We start from the raw sequence: 17,262 nt of genomic DNA on the forward strand, positions 1-17,262 counted from the left end.
CAGCGGATAGCCCTCGGCAGAGCGCACGAGCCCCGTAGGGGATACCACCGCCCGATTTATCGGGTGGTGAGTAAGTGCGCCCTTCGGGAGTAGAACTTGTGTATTTACATTCCTCTTAGCCGGAGCATCAGCTCCCGCTTTAGGGTATCTAAATCCATTTCTTTAATATGTGGAGCAATGCTTTCCAGAATCGCTCCTTCTTGAATCAATCTGCGTGTTCTGGCATTACGTTCCTTTTTACGGTTTCTTGCTTCGATTTCTTCCAGTCTGTGTTTTGCCTGTAAAAGCACTTTTTCTTCTGGTGTCATAATTCTTTTATTTGCCATATCTGGCACCTCCTTTTTATGCCCGTATCCGGGCGATTTAGTTTTAAAATCTTGTGGTTTAGTACTATAGTTTTAGATAACTGACAGTGGCATGTCTCTGGTGATAAATAAGAAAAGAAAGTAGTACTACTGTCAGTGAAAAATAGTTATTGTGCGATGCTGCTTTGTTTCAACTCTGGTTTGAAGTGTGATTATCTAACAGAATTTTTTTCGTTTTTTTTAAATTAGCTGTTGCATTGTCCTGACGGATATTCCGGTTATTGATACGGATGGGAACACATCTCTCCAGAATCCGGTCATAAATTCGCTTGTGTGCGATATCAGCGGCGTTATTCAGCTCTGATAAAGTGAGATTGGTTGTTATGATCAGGGGCTTTTTACTGCGGTAACGGCTGTCAATCACATTGAATACCTGTTCCAGTGCAAAGTCAGAGTTCCGTTCAATTCCGAGGTCATCAATGATCAGAAGGCTGTAGCGGTTTAAGCTGTGGATGAACTGATTCCTGTCTTCAAAATGCATTCCGGTAAGGGTATTCAGAATCCGGGAAAAGTTGGTCATCAGTACCGGGACGCCTTTTTCCAGAAGGGCATTGGCAATGCAGCCTGCAAAGAAAGATTTTCCAGTACCGACATCGCCCCAGATGAGAAGTCCGGAAGCGTTTGCTTTCATCTCTTCCCAGTTACTTACATAATTGTGTGCAAGTTTCATTTCCGGATTGCTGCCGTTATCTTTGGCAAAGGTGTAGTCATAAAGTGATTTGTCCTGTAAGCCGCTGGTTTTGAGATGCTCTATTTCCATTTGCTTTTCATGAAGTTTTCTCTGGGCTTCCTCCTGTTCAAAGATCTCCTGCTGGCACTTACAGCGGATGGAAGGAATAAGAACCTTTCCCTGTAATTCATGCCTGCACTGTCTTGGCGTATTGCATTTGGAACAGTAGATCAGGTGATTTGTTTCGTTAAAATATTCATCAGACTGAAGCTCTCTGTTTGGTGTGATAGCTGTTGGTTTTTCTGTAAATGTTGTCATAATGTTTCGTATTCCTCACTTTCATAATTTCGTTGCCGGGAAACAGGATGATCCTGTCTTGCCCAACGGATGATGGTAGCTGCATGGTTTTGGTATTGCTTTCCGGTAGAAGCCATATAACCGGATAAGCGTTCCATATAGTCCTGCCAGTCAGGGATTGTCTGCCGGATATTTTCCAGCTCCGTCTCTGACAGAAAAACATTTTGAAATGTTCCATAGGGTGAGCGTGGCTCTTTACTCCCTCTTATTGTTAAATGGTTCTTTTTTATCTCTTTCTTATTACTGGACAGTTTTCTGTCTGTATCAGGGAAAGAATCCTGTCTGTCAATAGGACAGTTTTCTGTCTGTCTTGAGGAAAGAATTCTGTCTGTATTGCTGAGGGTTTCTTTCGGGATTTTTACATAGATCCGATTAGGGTGTCCGGGTCCCTGCCGTTTTCGGAAGATAAGCTCTTGTTTTTCCAGTACTGCCAGAGCAGTTTTCACCGTCATCTGGCTTTTGTGGAGAACTTCTGCCAGTGCTTCAATCGTAAAGTAGAGGAACACATGACCATTTGTATCTGACCAGCCCTCATTTTTCTGGGAAAGCCTTGCACGGTCGAGCAGGATCATATAAAGCATTTTGGCAGTTTCGTTTATTTCCATGTCCAGAAGAAAACGGGGAAACATCATATAAGATGGCAGGCTTGTGTCTGCTGTCAGAAAGTCCGTCATGTGTTCACCTCCAATCACAATGGTTTATTCTCCAAGAAAATCCCAGTCTATATCACGATCCGGCTGTTCTTTTTCAGGAGCTGGAAAGGGCATCCTGATGGGGGATTCCCTTTCCAACATGCCTGCAGTCAGCCCGGACAGAAAAATCGGCAATGACTGTTTCAGGCTGTGTTCTACTGCTTCTACAATCTGTTTCACAAAAAGTTCTTCCCGTTCCCTTGTTTCCAGATAGGGATCAGCCTGAGTGCGGTAGTAGCGGTCAAAATAATCGACCAGTGCAAGGGAGATTACCTGGCTGTAAGATTTAAAATTCTGTCTGTCCATCGTCTGTAAATATTCCCAGGCTCTCCGCTGCTGGTCTTTGTCCAGATTAAATCGCAGGTTTGTGTTGCGGATATGGTTCTGCATGGCTTATCCCCTCATTTTCAGGCTCATATAAGCCAGAGATTCATAACCTTTGGCAGTGGCACAGATATCATCAAGGATGGTAACTCGTGATTTGTCATACGCTCCAAAGTTACGGATCAGGCATCCACCGCCTCCGACCACATACAGGCGCATCAGGCCAGGATTGTATTCATATTTGCGGAGCGTGGCAAAAATATCTGTGACATACTGTCTGGCAACAGCAGTAATACAATCCAGATAAGACGCTGAAATGTCAGCGGTTCCAAACCGCAGAATCTGCTCTACGGTAGATTCTTCAATCTTTACTCCGAAGTTGTCCAGAACAGCGTTTTTAGCGGCAATCATGCATTGGTTTACGCCAAACTTTTCTGTCCAGCACCGGCTTTCCTGTGCTTTCTTATTATTGATATACAGAATGTTCATGGTTCCGTTGCCGATATCTGCAAGAAGATTTGTCCCCTTGAAATCTCCAAGTCGGTTTACGATAGCCGGATATCCCTGCGGGTAAAGGCTGCATCCCACAAAACGGAGATGATACTCTTTGCTGTTAAATCGGTAATGGACTTCTGGATTCTGGAGCAGATAGGAACGGAAATCTTCTCTCTGGTTTCTGATCCATGTCAGAGGAAGCCCGGCAGCCAGATGAACGTCTGCTTCACGGATGGAAAAGACATTCAGTTCCCTTGCAATCGCCATGAGAGTTAGAAGATAATATTCTTCGTCCATAGCTTTATCTGGGATAAATTCTTTGTGTCCTTCGCCAATCCGGTAGTAAATGCCGTTATATTCCAGAATATTCCCGGTGAAGATGGGTTCTGTTTCATAGGCTTTGATTCCGGTTGGTGTGACGGTATTTGCTGTTTTCATGTTGCCGTAGCCGTGATCTACAGCAATGATTTTTGTGTTTCTGAGTTCTCGCATAAAAAACACCTCCATTTTCGTATTGATTAATTCAGCAGGCTGTACCGGTGTGGTACTGCTTTGCTGTGAGATAAGCATACGAAAGTTGGAGGAAAAAGACATTGAGGGAAAATTGAGTTGGAATTGAAAAATAGGATATAATTTTGTAAAATAGAGCAATTTCTTTAGTTTTTTATAGCCCTGCATTTTTTGGTTATAAACGTTCATTAAATGTTGACATGTTATTATATAAATGGTAAAATTGTACAATAAAATGTGGAAAGTTGGATGGAATTTATTGAATTATAATAAAACTAATCGTACTTAACTGGCGGCTTATGTATTTGTAGAACTTAGAATAATAGAAAATTTAAAATATTATCAATTTTTACAGCTGTTGCAATGCTTTCAGTAGGAACAACAGTTTTTGCAAGTCCTTAACTGTTGTTTGATAAGGAGTGTAGTTTTATACAAATAGTGATATTATTGCAAAAAACTAGGATTTTATAAAAATAAAAAAATCAAGTCTATAGCTGTTTGAAGTGAGGAGAAAAGCGTATGAGAAATGTGTTGGCAACGGACATAAAAAACAATATTCGAAGCATTCGCTTTATTTTGGGGATTTTTCTAATCGTTTCGGCTACCCTGATGTCTGAGCATGAGATGTTGCAGAAGATCATAAATGCAGGCGGATCTGCAGAAGGACCAGGCTGGTTCGTAGCATACACCTATTGTATGAACAGCGTTAATATGCTTCTGTTTGTTCCCATTGCTGTTGCTTTTGCGGGTGGAGAGAATACGGAGGCTGAGCTGCACAGTCGTTTTTTTCTGTTCAGTTATATCCGTTCAGGGAGAAAACAGTATCTCGTAGGAAAAGCAGCAGGATTGTTGGTCTCCGGAGGTTTGACAGCTTTTTTAGCCATGGTGTTCCTTCTTGTAATCTGTATACTGAGGTTCGGTCAGTATCCTTCTCTGATTGACGGAAATTATGAGATGGCAGTGCTTGTGGGCAGAACGGCGGTAAGCTTTCTGAGATTGTTTTTAAATGGCGCTTTTTGGGCGCTAATTGGCGGTACGTCGGCTGTCATAACAAAAAATCGCTATATGTCCTATGCCGTTCCTTTTATTCTTTATTATGTCCTGACCGTATTTCAGGAGCGTTACTATCAAAAAGCATTCTTTCTGAGTCCCCGCTATTGGGCGGCGTCTATTTACTACAATGATATCTTCTGCATTGCTATATTAGCGGTTGGAAGTTTTTTAACGGCACTGATCTTTATGTGCGCAATAGAAAGAAGGTTGCGGTATGCGTGATATTAAACAGGCTTTTTGGATTGCAGGCCAGAATTTCTATGGATGGAAAAAAAGTCCGAGGATCTGGATGACCTTTATTTTGGCAGCTATATTATGTCTGATGCTGTCGGATCAGATTATTTCCCATGCGATAAAATATGAGACAATCCTTCAGGTATTCGAGCCGTTTATTTGGACATATGGGGATGCATCCTCTGTTATGCTGTCCTCCCTGCTTTTAATCCTGCTCTTTGCGGACATGCCATTTATCAGTCAGGCAACTCCGTATTGGCTTGTACGCACAAAACGGAAGATATGGCTTGCGGGTCAGATTATCTATGTGATCCTGGCGACTGTGATCTATAATATTTTTTTGGCTGTGATGCTTGGAATTATGGGAGCTCCCTTTTCCTTTACGGGAAATGTGTGGAGCGAAACAGCGGCAATGTTGGGCTATGGCGGTGGGGAGAGCATAACCGTTCCTGTTTCCATAAAAACAATGGAAAGCTCAACTCCTTATATGTGCGCAGCAATAGTGTTTGGACTTGTACTTTTATATACTCTTTTTATCGCAGTTCTCATGTTGTTTTTAAATCTGGCTGCGGGAAATATGGCAGGGGTGATCGGTGCTTTTGCAGTCAGTCTGTATGGGCTCCTGCTGAACCCAGATGTTTTCCGGAAACTGTTTCATTTTACAGAAAGTCAGGAATATAGGGCGAACGTGTTCTGCGGCTGGCTGTCTCCGTTGAACCAAGCTACCTTTCCCATGCACAGCTTTGGTTATGATTACCTGCCAGGGATCGGGATGAGCATGTTCATATTTGCAATATTAATCATAGCGCTGATCGGCTTGTCAGCCGTCCGAATTAAGGGCTATAATTTCTCTTTTACGCAGACAAACGAATAAATGGAGGGCAAAATGGAATATGCAATCAGGTTGAAGGGACTGACAAAATCCTTTCAAAAAGAAAAAGTATTAAAGAACATTACCCATGATTTTGAAAAAGGGAAGATTCATGGGATTATGGGGTTTAACGGTTCAGGGAAAACCGTAATGTTTAAATGCATCTGTGGATTTTTACAACCTGAGAGCGGCACAGTGCTCGTAGGGGGAAAACAGATCGGGAAGGAGCTGGACTTTCCAGATTCCGTAGGCATTATCATTGAAAACCCTGGCTTCTTTCTGGATCTCAGCGGTTTTGCGAATTTAAAGAGACTGGCGTCTCTGAAACACCGTATTTCCGATGACGATGTGAGGGCGACGATGCGTGCCCTAGGGCTTGATCCTCTGTCTAAAAAGAAGGTAGGACAGTATTCTCTTGGAATGCGTGAACGTCTTGGTATCGCACAGGCAATCATGGAAGATCCGGAGCTTTTGATATTGGACGAGCCTTTTAATGGTCTGGACAAGCAGGGGGCAGGAGAGGTCTGCGAGCTTTTGCGGGGATTAAAGGAACGAGGGAAGACTATTCTTATCGCAGCACATAACATGCTGGAGATCGAATGGCTCTGCGATACGATCTGTGAGATGGATGCAGGTGTCCTGACGCAGATAAAATAAAAATACGGGGGAAAGAATATGGGAAAATAAATAAGGTAGTCTGTTTCTAAAAAATATACGAAAACGTTAATAGTGTCAGGAAGGTATTTATAAGTTAAAGAGTTTATAATTGAAGTTTCGTGAAAAAGCGACAATTCTATAAGATATATGGAGGAAAAATGAAAAAAAGTGTTTTAGCAATTATGGTAGGTGCGTTGTGTATTATTCTTTCCAGCTGTCAGGAAACACCAGAGGAGAGTTCGGTAGTCAGCAAAGTGGATGGGATTAGCGAGGCGGCTGTCTGTGAACCTCTTAAAAAAGGAGAAAAGAGAGAGACAAATGTTCCAACGCATTGGAAATTTGAAGAAAAGAAAAGCAACGACCGTGTGGTTATCCAGGCAGATATTAAGTTGGGCGAACAAAGCATTGGCAATCTTCCAGTCATAGAGATGCAAAATCACGAGTTAACGCAGGAAGAACTGAATGGATTGATTGATTATTTTACGGACGGTGAGGAACTATATATGCCACAGATGGTGACAAAGGATGCGTATCAGGAAGTGTTAGACAGGATTTCCAGCAAGGAAGGAAGTTACTTGCAATCAGCATATTCTACATCGATTGCAGGGATTCAAAACGCAACCCGAGAGGGGATGGAGCTTGCACCGGATGAAGCGTCTGCACCGGAAAAGATGGAGATAAAATTTCAAAAAAAAACAGAGGATCACGGTGTGGAAGCGGCACGGAGTTGGATGAGTACTGAATTGGAAAACACAGATACAGAGGATTATTTTACTGCAGATGTGGGCGAGGACAGGAAGGCATATATAGAAGCAGAGCGGTATAATCAGGAAATTGACAATGACAGTAGTTTTCTCTGGATGGAGGGTTCTAATTTTATAGAAGAAGAAACAATAGAAACTGAGGAAATGCAGAGTGAGTATTACAGTAGCTTTGGCATGGATACCAACGGCTATACAGAGAAATTTCATGAACTGGCAGATGCGTATCGAAAGTGCATGGACAAGATCACCTTTACAGAGGAAGATGGAAAGGAACAGGCAGAACAAGTTTTAGAGGATTTAGGTATCGATGGAATGGGCCTTGTAGATTCTGATCGTACCGTGTGGTTCCCGAATGGCGCATGTTCAGAGCGCAATGGTCTGGGACTTGGTAGTGATGCTTTGTGGCAGGGAGATCTGGATAGAGGATTACCGGGATATCTGTATTGTTTTTCGAAAAGTGTAGAGGGTATTACTTCAGTTCCTGATGGCGTGGTTGCGGAAGAAACAGTGGATAGTTATGTGCCTCCGTTCCAGGTAGAAACAATCTCTATTCTGATAACAGAGGAAGGAATTAAATATTTTAAATGGGATGGGATATCGGAAGAAGTCTGTACGGTGACGGAAAATACAAAGCTTCTGCCTTTTGAAAAAATACAGGCAAAGCTGACAGATCAGATTTTTTATTGGTATTCCGGAAAAGGCCAGTCTGCCAACGACACTACCGCACTGGAGTATGATGTGGTAAACGCAAAATTGCAGTATACTTATACCACAGCCTATCAGGAGCCGAAACACGCATGGTTGGTTCCAGCATGGATTTTTACTGTCAGGGAAAGTATTGGTGGAAATTCTCTACAGGAGCTTTCTTATGTGATCAATGCTTATGATGGCAGTGTGATTGGAGAAGCATATTAGGGTTCAGCGACACTTGAATTTTTATTGACCATAGAATTACAAGGTTTATCATGAGAATAATAAATATGCGATATTTGGCTTGGATATATAACAGGTAAGAATAGGAATAGTGCAAATGATTAAGCTCGCATTGATTGATAACGGTATACCTTATCATATGAGAAATAACAGGAATCAAAGGATTGTTCATAAATCTTTTTTGGCTTCTAAATGCGATCCAAGTGAGTATAAAGACGATAAATCATTCCATGGCGCTGTATGCGTCGGAATTATCACAAGCATATGTAGTGATATAGAATTATGGGACTTGAATGTGACTGACTCTGCAGGAACAACACAGATCACAGTTTTGCTGGAAGCTTTGGAATGGTGTATTCAAAATAAAATAAAGTTAATTCACATGAGTCTTGGAACAATCAATTATTTTGATATTAAACCCTTATGGATTCAAATAAAAAGATTACTTGATGCTGATGCGATTATAGTAGCAGCATATCATAACAGAAATATAAAGACTTATCCAGCTGCATATCCAGGTGTTTTTGGTGTCAGGCAGGATCGTTATGGTCTTTTGGGAAATGGTCAAATTCTGTTTCAAGAACAAAAAGGTTATAATATTGAGAATTCTATTATAGCAAATTTTTCGTGGAATGGGATCGTAAATCAAGCCAATAGTTATGCGGCTCCTGTTGTCACTGGACATATTGCTACATATTTAAACAGAAAGCCCACAGCAGGATTTGATGATGTTATGGACTTTTTGATGACTATAGCAACGCATAAATCTGATTATCCGGATATACTAGAAAATGTAATAAGGGATAAAACCAATATAGAGATACCGGTAATTGCCGGTATTGATTTAGATTACGAGGAAATGATACAGCTAAAAGTGATGTTTAGTCAGAACGGTTATTACGCAATAAATCTGCAGAAAAATCCTTTAGATGAAAATGTAATTCCTTTAGAATATTATGACGATTCCAATGAGTCATTGAACGATATCCTTTATACAGTATATATAGCTTATGAACCTGATATTATTCTTTTGAATCAAGAGGAAGAAATATTTGAAAGTAGTAAGGCATCAGATATAGATATGTATATTGTGCGTAAAAATAATATGTATGAATTGTATGCAGAAGATCGAATAGGAATCACTTACAATATAGAGGATATATATGAGCTTGTTTGTCAATATTTTGCTTAACGAATAGTGAGGATGGCAATTGGATATGAGAGAAAATGGGAAAACATGGTATCGAATTTGTAAAATGTTGTGTGAATATAAAAAGTATTTTCCAGGGATTATCTGTTGCCTTTTGGGTTCATCATTCATAACGTTTATACACCCACTGCTTATAAGACAAATAACAGATTGTGGTATATTGCAGAAAAACATGAAATACATTCTTTTATTTTCTGTTATATTAATAATAATTTCTTTAACCCAGCAAGAGTTAAATATAATCCAAACAAAATTATTTTCAAATGTACATAATCAGTTTACACATTCTCTCTATAAAAAGACTTACTGGAAAATCAATAGGATGAAAATACAGTATTTTGCTGAAAGAGGAAGTGCAGAGATTATAAATACAATTGGTATGGATATTGATAATGTGTCATCTGTTGTGGATCAGATTACTCAGTTTTCTATATCATCAATTCTCCAAATAATAGGAGGAGTAGTTGGGCTGTCCTTATTAGACTGGAAATTAGCAATATTGATAGAAGCAATTATTCCACTGAAATTTATAATAGTGTCCTATTGTGCAAACAAGAAACGGGAAGTGTTTGAACAGTGGATTGAGGATAAACGAAAGTTTATGAGTTGGTTTGCCGAGTGTATAAATGGAATTCATGAAATGAAGCTCTGGAATCTGTTTCAGGTAAAAAAATCTCAATTTGAAGGTCTGCAAAAAGATTTGATGGATTCATATAAAAAGAACGCAATGCTAGATGAATATAGTACTGTCAGTGTTGTAGTAATAGACACGGTTGTAAATGCGTTATTATATATATTAAGTGGGCTTTTTATAATAAAAGGAGAATTCACTATAGGCGGAGCATTTGCTTTTATTACATATAGTGCATATGTTGTAAATCCAATTTCAGCATTGATAAACATTAAATATTATTTTGCGCAAATTGAGCCATCGGCAAAACGTCTTTTTGAGTTATGGGGACAACCGGAAGAATTGGAAATGAAATTATGTGAAATGAAACCTGAGAAAATTTATCAAGATAGGGATATGGTTTTTGAAGTAAAAAATCTTGTCTTTGGTTATGAACCAGGACACCCTATTTTAAATGGTATTTCACTATGTGTAAAAAAAGGGGAACGAATTGCGATCGTAGGAGAAAATGGAAGTGGCAAATCAACACTTTTGAACCTTTTGGCGGGATTCTACCGGCCACAAAAAGGAATAATAAAATTGTATGGAGCTCCTGTGGAATTGATGGATATACAAGATATGAGAAATAGAATTGCGGTTATAAGCCAAAGGCCATATCTATTCCAAGGGACTATAGAGGAGAATGTTAATATCGATGGAAAGGCGTCAAGAGATGCAGTTGTTGAAGCATGTAGAAAAAGTGGTGCTTTAGGTTTTATTGAAAAATTGGATCATGGATTTGGACAAAAAATTGGACAAGATGGTGCAAAACTTTCTGGAGGAGAAAGACAAAAGATAGCTGTAGCTAGGGCTCTGCTGAAAAATGCAGACATTTTACTTATGGATGAGGCTACAGAAGGATTTGATGTTGAATCAAATGAAGCTTTACGTGAGTTATTACATAGTGAATTAAAAAATAAGACTATCGTTTTTATTACGCATAAGTATAAAGAACTGGAAAGTGTTGATAAAGTATATCGCCTTTCAAAAGGAATTTTAGAATTGGTGCGGAGTTAGAGATATAAATTTCTAATAGAACTGAGCCACTATGCATTTGACATATTGTATCAAACAGTAGGTTGATGACGAGATGATTGTAATGTATCGCAGATTGAACAAGCAGAGGAGCATATTTACAAGTTCTCAGGCATTGATGAAGGCAATATACCTAGACTATAAAAAATTTGAGATAGGAGGAGCGAAAAGTGTCAAAAAAAGAAAAGTGATCCTTATGTAAACGCTCCATGTCTAAGAAAAAATGGAAATGGACAAGCGCCTAGTCTTGGAGTGTATCTCAAAACTAGGCGTTTACATTATTGAGGCAATATATTTTACAAGTGTTTGTAGGAACCGTTAGTGCTTGGTGAGAAGAATACTTTTTGCCAGAGCAATTCCAGCTTGTGGATACAATTCTTGAATTGCTTGATATTTTTCTTCAATCAATTCGGGTTCGTCTGCCCATATATCCTCATAAATTTTCAAGGCTTTTTTAAAATGGGTTTTCGCTTGCGAAATATTTGCAGTGATCAGGCAGATACTTCCAAGGGATTCCTGTACCTGGGCATAATCCAAACAGTGGTTTGAATTATATTCTTTGATAATCTGTGCTAATTTCTGAAGAGCAGACAGGGCAAGGTCAGGTTCTTGTATTTCAATTAAGAGGACAGCATAATTATTAATCTGAGGAATACTGTCATTAGTATAAAGAAGCTGGTATTGTTGTAAAAGAGAGATACCCATTTTCATGTGCCTTTTAGCGAGATCAAGTTGTCCGTTGATTCGGTAAAGCCCTCCAAGATTGGAATGGAGGTTGGAAACCAGGTGGGCATTTTCTTTTGTGGTTTCTTTTATTTGAGCAAGTGCTTCTTTTTCTAATTTTATCGCTTTTTCTGTTTTGGGTTCCAGAGTTGCCTGATAATCCAATAGTAAGGCACGGTCAGATGCAGTCCCGTAAGTATTTGCTTTTATAAAATGCTGTAGTTCCTGGATGATTTTTTTCATACCCTTTTGATAGTGGTACTTCTCCATATATGGAAAAACATCTTCTAAAAATAACAGGTATTGGGGAATATCGTCCTTTTCAATGAAAAGCATGATGTTTTCTACTGTTTGAAATAATTTTTTATAATAGCTAACTTCAATGCCATGCATCAAACATATTTTTTGCAGAGAATCCAATAACGTGTGGCAGCTTGTAACAGAAGGTGCGGTCTCGGAAACTGCAATTTCCTGAATCATTGGATGCAGAGAAATAGTATGCCGGAGACTTGACTGTACAAAACCTGTCTCGATCAGATCATTCACGTCATTTAAAGTAGGCAGCTCCAGCCATTTGGAAAATATACGGGCAGAAATACCAGATGAAGGCATAAAACACATATTGCACATAATATCCTGCTGTTTCCGTGATAAGGAGTATAACGAAAACAGGGTATGGATATGGTTGTAATAGGTGGCTTTTTTGCTCTGACCATCTTTCATTACTTTAATCTTATCTTCATTATGAAGAGAAGCCTTTTCCTCTTGAAGTTTTATCAATAATTGCTCTGGAGTTAAAATTCCATTTTCCAGAAGTTTGGCTGCCAGTTCGACAGCAAAAGTATGGTAGTGTACAGTTTCTATGATTTTTTCTACGATTGCCCGGTTTTCCTCTGCTTCTGAATAAAATACAGATGTCAGTTGAAAAAGAGTGGGTATATCTTTCAGTTCTTTTAATTGAAAACTACAGTATTCAGACAGTTGGCTTCTGGTTGTAAATAAAACCCGGCAACGGTATTTTAATACGACTGACAGGCAACTGTCCTGTGTGGATGTGACATTAAAATTGTCTATGATCAGCAGTGTATCAGATTTCAAAGAGCGTAAGAAACGGTTATGTCTTTGAAAACGTTCCTGCTCACTGATTTCTGGTGGATCATCAATAAAATCCATGTCTACAATATCTTGATATAGATTACCGGTGTATTCCATATAGAGAATATTGGTGTACTGTTTTCTGTATTGCTTTGCATAGGCTTTAGCAAGCTCGCTTTTTCCAATTCCGGCAATTCCATAAAGAAATATATGTCGGTTCTCTTCAAACAAAGTATGGAGTTCATCCAGTTCTTCTTCTCTTCCTAGAAAATGACGGCATGGTTTTGGGACTTCGCTGTCCATAATGTAATCCAGAACAATCGGAGATAGAACACCTCCTGCAATCAGTTTTTGATTTCTTGTATCACGTTTAATAAATTGCCGTTCCATACCAAAAGAAAGTACTTTTGCTAAAAACAACAGCCTTGAATCAGAAGGTTTATATAGAGATACAAGTTCCTGCTTTTTTGTATCCGAAATCGTATCGTCCTGTATGAATAACGTGTAAATGTCCTGTATAACCATGTTGCAGTCTGCCATTAAGGGAAGTAAGTTCCGCTGAATGGTTGTTGCCAGTTTTTTCTGATTGCTGGGTTTTGCATAATATGAGGTTATTTTGGGACTGATTTTTGCTTGTCCGGTTATCCAGCGGCAAATTAGACCATTATCCATAGAAAAATCTTCATTTATCGGATCATTCATAAAATCTTCAAATAATTCGTATAAAAAATCAGGTTGGTTCATCTGATTGCTTTCACTGATTTGATTTTTTAGGCATGTGCTAATAGAAGAAAAATCACATCGTTCCATCAGAAATCCCTCCTTTGGTTTTCGTGTTTTATATTCTTAAAGTCTTTTTATTATAACACGAACAAATGTTCCGGACAATAGGAATTGATACTGTATAGGAAGAAAATGAATCTTAAAAACTCAATCTGCGGTCAATTTCAATTCAATGTGATTGGTGCAGAATAATTTTAGAATGTAATCAGGCTTTCGAAAGCCGAATTCAATTCATACAGAACTTTTGTACAATCCTGCCGGCATAGGATGTAGAGAGAACTGTATGCTGAAGGAGGCATATAGCATGAATACGTTATTTGATTCTGTAGAAGTTCTGGATACAAAAAAAGAAATCCAAAAAGAGAATGTAAGCTATGAACATGCAGGATATCAGATTCGAGTGCATTTTAATGGGGAAAAGACATTGATCCAGTGCATTCAGAATCTTACTGAACGAAAAATTGCAGGTTGATTTTCTTAAGTTCTTGTTGTAAAATAAAGACAATTAAAGACAATGACTACGCAAGACCGATGAAAAGAGGGATAGAATGTATCAGGCAGGAATTTATTGCCGAATTTCCATTGAAGAGCAAAATAAAGAGGGTGAATACAGCAATAGTATTCACTCTCAGATTCAGATGGCAAGAGATTATATTGCAGAGAATAAAGATATTGCAGAGAAAAAAGTTTATGTAGACGATGGGGCTTCTGGAAGTAATTTTGAAAGAACTGAATTTCGGAGGATGCTGGCAGATATTGAGCTTGGTGTTATCAATATGGTGATTTTTAAGGACGTATCTCGACTTGGAAGAGAACATATTGATACCAACTATTATCTAGGCAAATATTTCCCGGAGAAACAGATTCGGATTGTTTCGATTCTGGATAATTATGATTCAGCCGTTGGAACTTATGATGAAATGTTAGAAATAAAAACTTTGCTGAATGATATGTATTTGAGAGATACATCCAGAAAGATTAAGACAACGATTCAGACCAAAAGAAGTATGGGCGAATATACTCCGAAACAGCCCCCCTTTGGATATGTGAAAAGTAAAACAATTCATAATCATCTGGAAATTGATCCTTATGCAGCCGAGGTTGTTCGAAGAATTTACAGAATGTATCAAAATGGATTTGGCTGTACGGTTATTTGCAGGACTTTGAATGAAGATGAAATCCCTTGTCCCGCAAAATATAAAAAGGAAGTTTTAAAAACCAATTATGTATGGGATTCGGGAAAAGGTCTGTGGACATCGTCTACTGTAAGTGGAATTTTAAAGAATCCGGTCTATACTGGGGCGGTTGTGATTCGGAAACATGAAAGACCGTCTTATAAGCTGAAATACAAAAAGGCAATTCCCCTGGAAGAAATGGAGCTGGTGCCGGATGCACATGAGGCAATCATTTCTAAAGAAGAGTTTGATAGGGTTCAGCAAATAAGAAAGGGGCGCAGAGTTTCCTATTTTGATAAAAACAATGAACCACATAAATATGTGGGACTGCTCTTTTGTGGGAAATGTAAAACAGCCATGCGAAAACGTTATCTGGCATCTCATAAAGACTATGACGGATATATGTGTGGTTTTCATCAGAAGCAGGGGCAGAATTACTGTGAGCTGAATCATATTACATTTGAAAAGCTGGATGAACTGGTTGTATTTGCAATCAACCAGCAATTGAAACAGATGAAGATGGATATGAAGAATCTGGAAACTCAGATCAGACAGAAACAGCCGGAACTGGATGGTAAAATTGCAAAATTGCAGGCAAAAATAGAAAGAAATCTGGAATACCGGAAACGAGCATATGAACAGTTTATGGATGAAGTACTTTCCAAAGAGGAATATCTGGAATTAAAACAGATGTATGAAACAGAGAATCAGAAATATCAAAAAGAATTATCAGAACTGAACCATGAAGAGCAAAGGCAGCGGGCGGCGGTCAATGAAACAAAGATATGGTTGGAGCACTTTAATCGCAGAAGAATAACGGTAAAGCAGCTTACCAGAGAAGCGCTTGTGGAGTTAGTTGATAAAATTTATGTATATCCAGAGCAGAAAATAGATATATATTTTAAGTTTGCTTCAGTAGAGAGTTCACCAGATAGAATACTTGAGAAAGATGGGGTGATATGATGTATCAGATGGGTGTATATTGTCGTCTGTCGAAGGATGATGGAGAGAATAAAGTTAGTGAGAGTATTGAAAATCAGATGAAACTGATTCGTGAGTATGTGACTAAATCAGAGGATCTGGAAATCGCAGATATTTATATTGATGACGGTTATTCGGGGCTTTATTTTGCGAATAGACCGGAATTTCAGCGGATGATGGAGGATATCTACAAAGGGAAAATTCAAGGCGTTATTACGAAAGATATTTCCCGGCTTGGGCGTGAACATATTGAAACCAGTAACTATATTGAGCGTGTTTTTCCATCTTTGGGTGTGCGTTATATTGCAATTTTGGATGGCGTGGATTCTGTTCATCACAGTAATGAAGAATTGGCACAGTTTAAGACGTTGTTTAATGATATGTATAGTCGTGATATATCTAAGAAAATCAGAGGTGCATTGACCGCCCAGAAGAAACGGGGACAGTTTATGTCTGGGTTTGCCCCATATGGATATGTAAAAGATCCGGCAGATAAGCATCATTTTCTTGTAGATGAAGAAGCAGCTAAAGTGGTACGGAGAATCTTTTATATGAGTTTGGAAGGATATTCCAGGGATGGTATTGCAAAGAAACTGAATCAGGAAGGAATTCTGACACCGTCAGAGTATAAGAGAAAGGTGCAGGGATTGAAATATGCCAATGCATTAGAAAAAGCGGGTGCAAAGGGCTGGGCATATCCTACGATCAATGTAATTTTGCGAAACAGAGTTTATACAGGGGCTATGGTACAGCATAAATCAGAAAAGATATCCTATAAAGTGGAAAAGTATCAATATATTCCAGAGGAACAGCAGTATATTGTGGAAGGAATGCACGAAGCAATTATTAGCAAAGATACTTTTGAGCAGGTACAGGAACTTATGAAGAAAAGAACACGGACACCGGGATTTAATAGCGAAGTGAGAAAGGTAAATCCATACGCAGGAATTATTGTTTGTGGAGATTGCGGATATAATTTCCAGAGGGTTACTTGTCGGGACGGTTATGAGTGCGGTACCTATCACAAAAAAGGAAACACAGTTTGTTATTCTCATTTCATTAAAAAAGAAGTATTGGATTCTATTGTAAAAAATGAAATCCAAAGACAAGCGGAACTGGCACTGAAAGAAAGTGATAAGGATGAAATATTAAAAGTAGCAGATAGGAAGAAGGAGGTGCAGAGACGATGTGCAGAAGCAGACCAGCAGATTGAACGGTTACAAAAAGAACTTGCGGCTGTCCAAAAGTATAAAAAGAAAACTTACGAAAATTATGTAGATGGTGTTCTGGATAAAGAAGAATATCTCTCCTATAAGGCAGAATATGAAAAGCAGGATAAAGATATCAGGGCGAAGATTCAGTTGGCAGAACAAGAGAAAGACAGCTTTGGAGAGGCAGAAGAATCTTATGAAAACTGGATAGAGAAATTTATCAAGTATGGAACATTATCCGAAGTGACAAGAGAAATTGTGACAGAATTGATTGAAAAAATTGTTGTGAATGGAGATAAGAGCATTGATATTGTATTTAAGTATCAGTCGCCTTATCCGGTAGAAAAACAGGCAGTGTAAAGACTGCAAATTTTTTTACAGTAATTTTCCCCTAGTTATAATGAACACACAGAGGGGATTCCCTTCTGGAAAACTATATTGATACAGTTGCGGC

At 38.8% G+C, this 17,262-nt stretch carries 15 protein-coding genes; 9 read left to right on the forward strand and 6 right to left on the reverse strand.

The features are described from left to right. Nucleotides 1-104: 104 nt before the first annotated feature. From EAI83_RS06150 to EAI83_RS06170, 5 genes are all read right to left on the reverse strand, one after another. Entirely contained in the window at nucleotides 105-326 is a 222-nt protein-coding gene (locus EAI83_RS06150) for a hypothetical protein (RefSeq protein WP_005428277.1), read from the reverse strand. Between the two features lie 169 nt (nucleotides 327-495). Continuing rightward, on the reverse strand, nucleotides 496-1,353 hold the full coding sequence (locus tag EAI83_RS06155; protein ID WP_005428275.1) for an ATP-binding protein: 858 nt from the start codon (nucleotides 1,351-1,353) through the stop codon (nucleotides 496-498). Further along, complete coding sequence (locus EAI83_RS06160; RefSeq protein WP_005428274.1) at nucleotides 1,350-2,066, reverse strand: replication initiator protein A; 717 nt, start codon at nucleotides 2,064-2,066, stop codon at nucleotides 1,350-1,352. Before EAI83_RS06160 ends, EAI83_RS06155 begins: the two co-directional genes overlap by 4 nt. Before the next feature lie 24 nt (nucleotides 2,067-2,090). Beyond that, nucleotides 2,091-2,474, reverse strand: coding sequence for a hypothetical protein (locus EAI83_RS06165; RefSeq protein WP_005428271.1), 384 nt, complete (start codon nucleotides 2,472-2,474; stop codon nucleotides 2,091-2,093). Between the two features lie 3 nt (nucleotides 2,475-2,477). After that, nucleotides 2,478-3,395 (reverse strand): ParM/StbA family protein, encoded by a 918-nt coding sequence (locus EAI83_RS06170; protein WP_129974779.1) that lies wholly within the window; start codon nucleotides 3,393-3,395, stop codon nucleotides 2,478-2,480. Nucleotides 3,396-3,932: 537 nt separating this feature from the next. Between EAI83_RS06170 and EAI83_RS06175 the strand changes: the two genes are divergently transcribed. From EAI83_RS06175 to EAI83_RS06200, 6 genes are all read left to right on the forward strand, one after another. After that, complete coding sequence (locus tag EAI83_RS06175; protein ID WP_005428267.1) at nucleotides 3,933-4,688, forward strand: hypothetical protein; 756 nt, start codon at nucleotides 3,933-3,935, stop codon at nucleotides 4,686-4,688. Next, nucleotides 4,681-5,574, forward strand: coding sequence for a hypothetical protein (locus EAI83_RS06180; protein ID WP_005428264.1), 894 nt, complete (start codon nucleotides 4,681-4,683; stop codon nucleotides 5,572-5,574). Before EAI83_RS06175 ends, EAI83_RS06180 begins: the two co-directional genes overlap by 8 nt. A 12-nt stretch (nucleotides 5,575-5,586) precedes the next feature. Next, entirely contained in the window at nucleotides 5,587-6,228 is a 642-nt protein-coding gene (locus EAI83_RS06185; RefSeq protein WP_009245407.1) for an ABC transporter ATP-binding protein, read from the forward strand. Between the two features lie 158 nt (nucleotides 6,229-6,386). Continuing rightward, entirely contained in the window at nucleotides 6,387-7,907 is a 1,521-nt protein-coding gene (locus EAI83_RS06190) for a DUF6034 family protein (protein ID WP_005428257.1), read from the forward strand. Nucleotides 7,908-8,022: 115 nt separating this feature from the next. Continuing rightward, complete coding sequence (locus EAI83_RS06195; protein WP_009245400.1) at nucleotides 8,023-9,117, forward strand: S8 family serine peptidase; 1,095 nt, start codon at nucleotides 8,023-8,025, stop codon at nucleotides 9,115-9,117. A gap of 25 nt (nucleotides 9,118-9,142) precedes the next feature. Further along, nucleotides 9,143-10,822, forward strand: coding sequence for an ABC transporter ATP-binding protein (locus EAI83_RS06200; protein WP_005428253.1), 1,680 nt, complete (start codon nucleotides 9,143-9,145; stop codon nucleotides 10,820-10,822). 336 nt (nucleotides 10,823-11,158) lie between these two features. On the opposite strand, the gene EAI83_RS06205 is transcribed toward EAI83_RS06200, so the two are convergent. Further along, nucleotides 11,159-13,402: a tetratricopeptide repeat protein gene (locus EAI83_RS06205; protein ID WP_005428247.1), complete on the reverse strand. Its 2,244-nt coding sequence runs from the start codon at nucleotides 13,400-13,402 to the stop codon at nucleotides 11,159-11,161. Between the two features lie 343 nt (nucleotides 13,403-13,745). On the opposite strand from EAI83_RS06205, the gene EAI83_RS06210 reads away from it, so the two are divergent. From EAI83_RS06210 to EAI83_RS06220, 3 genes are all read left to right on the forward strand, one after another. Continuing rightward, nucleotides 13,746-13,913 (forward strand): hypothetical protein, encoded by a 168-nt coding sequence (locus EAI83_RS06210; RefSeq protein ID WP_009245398.1) that lies wholly within the window; start codon nucleotides 13,746-13,748, stop codon nucleotides 13,911-13,913. A gap of 76 nt (nucleotides 13,914-13,989) precedes the next feature. After that, the gene (locus EAI83_RS06215) at nucleotides 13,990-15,579 is read left to right on the forward strand and encodes a recombinase family protein (RefSeq protein ID WP_009245397.1); all 1,590 of its coding nucleotides are present in this window, start codon (nucleotides 13,990-13,992) and stop codon (nucleotides 15,577-15,579) included. Continuing rightward, nucleotides 15,576-17,168: a recombinase family protein gene (locus EAI83_RS06220; RefSeq protein ID WP_005428244.1), complete on the forward strand. Its 1,593-nt coding sequence runs from the start codon at nucleotides 15,576-15,578 to the stop codon at nucleotides 17,166-17,168. Before EAI83_RS06215 ends, EAI83_RS06220 begins: the two co-directional genes overlap by 4 nt. Nucleotides 17,169-17,262 lie beyond the last annotated feature (94 nt).

Source organism: Blautia sp. aa_0143 (assembly GCF_004167315.1).
GTDB classification, from domain to species: domain Bacteria; phylum Bacillota; class Clostridia; order Lachnospirales; family Lachnospiraceae; genus Blautia_A; species Blautia_A fusiformis.